Source organism: Mordavella massiliensis, from assembly GCF_016902415.1.
GTDB lineage: Bacteria > Bacillota > Clostridia > Lachnospirales > Lachnospiraceae > Merdimonas > Merdimonas faecigallinarum.
On the sequence record NZ_JACJLV010000076.1, the window covers coordinates 1 to 5,383 of the forward strand.

A 5,383-nucleotide genomic window follows, 5' to 3' on the forward strand; every position below is an offset into this window, starting at 1 on the left:
GTATATAATATATAGCAATAAAAAGCAAGAGGAAACCTTTCGTTTCTGAAAGGTTTCCTCCTGCTTTTATCATCTTTGTTATACAAAATATTATCAATTCTTTTACAACGCAAACAATTGGACATAGTATGTAATACTCATTCCACCAACTGTTGACTTAAACGCTGCAATTCCCACTGATCCGGCTACCTCGCTAAGCATATTATTATTATGTCCTTCTGAGCCTTTCCAAACAGCCATTGCACCTTCTGCAGTCATTCCAGTTCCACTCGCAATATTTTCTGCACAGGATGCTTCATAAACAGAAAAGCAATCTTCTCCATTCGGGCGTACATGCTCAAACATTTTCGCCAGTTCACATCCCCGGATATTTGCCGCCGCCTGAAGCGCCATGTTTGCCGGCTGTAATGGGTTTAATCCCTTTTCTACCCGATATTCGTTTAATAATGTAAAGACTTCCTTGGAAGCGGTCTCATCATATTGTCCGACCACAACTGTCTTTTTCCCATCCGCCAGCTCTATTTCATAAACCTTATCATTACCGCTAGTCTGAATCCGTTTCCCGTCTTCACCAACATAATAATTGCCGACATACTGGCTGACAGCCATTTTTCCATCTGCCAGCAGATAATAATCTCCAACCCATTTGGATTTTATCATTGCTCCGCTAGCGTCAAAATAATACCAGTTTTTACCTGTTTCGCTTTCTATCTCATACCAGCCCGTTTTCATGGCACCGCTCTCGTCCATATAATACTGAACCTTATTCACGGTGACCCATCCAGTCTGCATTTGACCTGTTTTAGGTTCACAGTAATACCATGTAGATCCAACCAAGATCCAGCCGGTTTGCATAGCGCCAGAACCACTATAATAGTACCAGATCTCCTCTTCTAAATTCCAACCGGTAACCATGGCTCCGCTGTCTTTAAAGAAATACGTCTGTTTCGCAATATCCTGTCTTCCTGTCAGCATGGCTCCGCTTCCATTCAGATAATACCAGGTATTTCCAAGAAGAAGCCATCCTGTCTGCATGGCTCCACTTCCGCTCAAGTAATACCATGTCTCTCCGTCTAACAGCCAGCCCGTCTGCATCGCTCCGCTGGCATCCAGATAATACCATGCGCCTCCAAGGTACTGCCAACCTGTCAGCATCGCTCCGCTTCCGCTCAGATAATACCAGGTATTCCCAAGAAGCTGCCAGCCGGTTACCATATATCCGGCGCTGTTAAAGTAATACCACTGATTATCAATAAGCTGCCATGCATTGGCCGGATAACTGCCATCTGCATTCCGGTACCACCATCCTGCTGACGACAAGATCCAGTGTGGCGGCTCATAACTTGGAACCCACGCTCCGCTGGCATTTACGTAATAATTATCAATCCATGTATCCGCTGCCATAATTCCATTATCATACATATAATAGCAGCTTCCGCCATCCCACTGCCAGCCGGTGAGCATCTGTCCATCTTTATACAAATACCAGCCTTCTCCTGTCAGATGCCATCCATCCTGTACCGGGGCAACCGGTGTCTGGTCTTCCTCTTCTCCTTCTTCTCCCTCGTTTTCGTTTCCAGGCGTCTGACCTTCCCCTTCTTCTCCTTCTTCTCCGTTTCCGGGTGTCTGACCTTCTCCTTCCTCTCCCTCGTTTCCGTTTCCAGGCATCTGACCTTCTCCTTCTTCTCCCTCTGTCACTATTCCGTTCTGCATCTCTTCAGCGGACACAGTCAGATTCCCAGAAAAGGCAACGGAAAAACTCATCACTCCCGCAAGGGCAATCGCTGCAAATCTTTTTAGCACTTGTAACTTCATAACTTATCCCTCCTGGCTTCTTTATAATATATTTGCATACACAAATTATTTTACTAATAAGATAAACGCAATAAAATTATAACACATCCAATTATTGTTTTAAAGAAGATAAGATATTTTTACAGATTTTTATAAATTTACTCAACAAAGCCAACCGCTGTTCCCAAAACACTTTGCTCACCATTTCCATCCACCACGTATGCATGAATCTGATATTCTCCTGTACGATATCCGGATGCCGCTACATTAACATTTCCACTGTAGCTTCCATCTCCCATATTTTCCAGTTGGATCCACTGCAGATCACTCTGATCTTCCTGTGTCCATACAGCAATTTGGATACTTTGAACTCCCGCTTCAACATTTTCTATATCTATTACAGTTACAGGCAAAAGTCCTTGCGTATAGGAATATGTACCAACCTGCACTGTAGCGGTCGGAACTCTTCCTTCCCTTACTTTTAATGATTCCGTATCTCTGTCTATTTCCGCAAGTTCCTCTAGCAGACCAGATTTTTTTTGCATCTCCTGTTCAAGTTTATCTATCCCAAACCGCTCTGTCAACGTCTGTTCCGCCGAAAAGAGATTAGTTCCAAGTCCCAACCGGTTCCCGTCTATTTCTGCTCCCAGCGCAGCAAGGGTTGTTGGAAAATGGTCCATCGTCGTATAGGTTCTTTCTTTTAAAACCTCTGGCTCTACTGCCGCATTAATATAAGCCGTATACACTTTTCTTTCATAATCTCCCCCAACATCCTCGCAATAATTACTATCCATGGTCAGATGATCTCCGGCCAATACTATAGTAGTATCTTCGAAAAAATCCTGTTTCTGGATCCACTGAAGGAATTCATCCAACTGTCTGCTGGAGCAGGCCATAACATTAGAATATTGATCATCACCATATGCATCCTGACATTCAGAACATACATAACCGTCTTCAAAATGTGTATCTACTGTCAACATTGTCAGATTAAAGGGATTGTCCTGACGTGACAATTCTCTTAACTTATCTTTTGCAAAATCAAACAAGTAATGATCTTCATATCCCCACCACACATAATAATCTTCCGGGATCATTCCATTTCCAATTGCATAGGGATAATCTACCATGTCATAATTCCCATGCTCTGTAAAATATAATCTTCTTCCTCCAAAAGTCGCATCCGATCCAATCAAAAGTGTCTGAGAATACCCTTCATTCTCTAATATATCGCCAAGTGTAAAGATTCCCGGGAAGAAGTGATCCTGGGTGTCCATATCGTTTGAACCAATCGATATATTGAGCGGAAGACCCGATGTATGTGCAAACATCGCTCCCATCGTCCAGGTTGTCCCTGTTGTCATATATGCACCATTTAACTCTTCACTTTCGCCGGAAAAATCCTCATTTTCCTGTGCAATCTCTGTAAGTTCCGGAATCACATTCTCTCGAAAAGCTCCGCCATTCTCCTGATCCGCATAGGTAGTTTCCATAGACTCCAGAAATATGTAAATCAAGTTACGCTTTTGTTCCGGGAATGTGATTGTCACATCCGCAGGATCTACATAGTAAGTGTCGACAAATTCAGAATATGATCCTTTAGACTCCATATATCCGTCTACATCCAGCTTCTGTACAGTTGTATAGATGCTCCCTCCTGCGACCAGCAACAGCGCCGTCAAGATTACTCCATTAGAAAAATAACGATACCTCCATTTTTTCTTACTGCTAACCACGGCAACGATTACGACTGCCAGAAAGACCATCAGCGCCGGAGCCAGACACTCGCTCAGGTACTCTTGTACCATTTCTGTATTGGTTCCCTCCAAAGGGCTCTGCAGGTGGAATACCAGTTCATCCATGGACAGATGGTTCCAGGTGCGGAACATCCACTGCACACTAAAAAAAAGCAGTGGAGCGATCAGTGCGCTGATCAGAAGTAACGTAGTCTCCACTGCTGCTAACAATTTTAATAAAATACATTTCAGTAACTTCATGCTTTATTCTTCCTCACATTAAAATCCTAGTGTTCATCATAACATAAAGCGCTTGTATATGCCAGAATAAGTTTAAATTTGGGTAAAGGAAGAGTAAAGTTTGTTGAAAATCCATTTATAAGGGCCTGTCCATTGTGCTTTCTTCATCGATTGATCCATACCTTCCTCCAATAACAAGAAGGTACAAATCGCACTCATCAATCATCTTTGTTATAACATTCCATTGACTTGTAGGAGCAGCATGAAATTGCTCCATTCCTACAGGGATGAAATTATTCTCAAGTGCTACACCTACCAATGCCTGTCTTTCTTCTTTAAGGTCTTCATAGGTAGAGCTTATAAAAATAGAAAACTTTCGTCTATCCTTCATATCAATATTCTCCTCGTATATTTGCCGTTTATCTCCTCTGCATTTCCATTTCAATTCTCGGTAAATCATTTAAACTTACCGTTTCCAACGTTTGTAACTGCTGTACTGCTAACTGCCGCAACAATTCCATCCGTTCCTTCTGATTTTTCCCCTGATTAATTAAAACGGCATTGTAACTTTCCAAATTTGCCAGTACCAACAATTGATTCAGCGTGGCTGCGTCTCGCATATTCCCTTTAACAGTCGGATTTTCATCTTTCCATTGCTTCGCGGTCTTTCCAAACAAGACAACATTCAGCATATCCGCTTCATTTGCATAGGTATATGCCACCTGTGTAGGCGTCAGTTCCGGCGGAATCAAATTTCCTTTGATTGCATCTGTATGTATCCTGTAACTCTGGAGAAATCCATGTCGCAAAAGACATCGCAATATCACTATGAGCATATGTCCCGCCATAGCGTCCGGCTTTTGAAACAATACCAATAGCATTCGTGGCTTCTATCCACTTCTTAGGTGACATTGTAAAAGCATTCGCGCCAGCCTGTTTTCTAAACCCCTCGAATTCGAGGGGGGTAAAATTCGGATTATGCAGCCTTTCCCATAGACCCAAAAATTCTATCACATCCCGATTCCTCATCCAGTTTTGAATAACTGCTGTCGGTTCATCACTCTTATACCGTGCAATATCTGTCAAAGAAAGAAATTCATTTTCAAAATCCTGCGTATAAATTCCAATATCTATTCCATTCGCATGAATTGTATCTTTAATTATCTCCCCATTGTACCTCCCATAAACAAACTATTCTGCAAAACGATTCCTTATCCTTAACTGGTTTACTTATCACGCCGGCACTTATGATTTTCCAGACTTCAGGAAAATCGTCTACTATAATATGACCACTGTTTTCACAAGCAATCTTAGCTCGTTTGATTACTTTATGAAAATTTTACCATTTGTTGTACTCTAATTCCGGAGCAAGTTCTCTGGCAGAGTTAAATTCACTCCCGTCATTTCTGATATGAGAGACAACTTTTTACATTGCTACAAAAACATCCGATGCGTAACTCGGTATAATACCAATTCATCGGATATTTTCAATTACTATATCAAATTTATTTATGCTGTAAGTTCTGAAATATATTTGTCCTTTTCTGTCCACAGCGCAGGCTTAATACCGTATTCTTTTAATGCCCCAATTGCATCATCAGACACCTTTTTAT

5 protein-coding genes are annotated in these 5,383 nt (G+C 41.8%); all 5 read right to left on the reverse strand.

What is annotated here, in order from left to right; translation table 11 throughout:
- Positions 1-102 precede the first annotated feature (102 nt).
- Complete coding sequence (locus H6A13_RS12465; protein ID WP_204909870.1) at positions 103-1,815, reverse strand: hypothetical protein; 1,713 nt, start codon at positions 1,813-1,815, stop codon at positions 103-105.
- 137 nt (positions 1,816-1,952) lie between these two features.
- A complete protein-coding gene (locus tag H6A13_RS12470) occupies positions 1,953-3,656 on the reverse strand; it encodes a GBS Bsp-like repeat-containing protein (protein WP_243424798.1) in 1,704 nt (567 codons plus the stop codon).
- 250 nt (positions 3,657-3,906) lie between these two features.
- Positions 3,907-4,161, reverse strand: a complete 255-nt coding sequence (locus H6A13_RS12475) for a DUF4062 domain-containing protein (RefSeq protein ID WP_204909872.1) — start codon at positions 4,159-4,161, stop codon at positions 3,907-3,909.
- A 28-nt stretch (positions 4,162-4,189) separates the two neighbouring features.
- Positions 4,190-4,462, reverse strand: coding sequence for a hypothetical protein (locus tag H6A13_RS13625; RefSeq protein ID WP_476703435.1), 273 nt, complete (start codon positions 4,460-4,462; stop codon positions 4,190-4,192).
- A gap of 7 nt (positions 4,463-4,469) precedes the next feature.
- On the reverse strand, positions 4,470-4,856 hold the full coding sequence (locus H6A13_RS13630) for a KilA-N domain-containing protein (RefSeq protein WP_476703436.1): 387 nt from the start codon (positions 4,854-4,856) through the stop codon (positions 4,470-4,472).
- Positions 4,857-5,383: the final 527 nt, after the last annotated feature.

Coding starts and splice junctions, on each gene's coding strand:
- H6A13_RS12465 (WP_204909870.1), bottom strand. CDS start 1,815: ATGAAGTTACAAGTGCTAAAAAGATTTGCAGCGATTGCCCTTGCGGGA.
- H6A13_RS13625 (WP_476703435.1), bottom strand. CDS start 4,462: ATGCTGAATGTTGTCTTGTTTGGAAAGACCGCGAAGCAATGGAAAGAT.
- H6A13_RS12475 (WP_204909872.1), bottom strand. CDS start 4,161: ATGAAGGATAGACGAAAGTTTTCTATTTTTATAAGCTCTACCTATGAA.
- H6A13_RS12470 (WP_243424798.1), bottom strand. CDS start 3,656: ATGGATGAACTGGTATTCCACCTGCAGAGCCCTTTGGAGGGAACCAAT.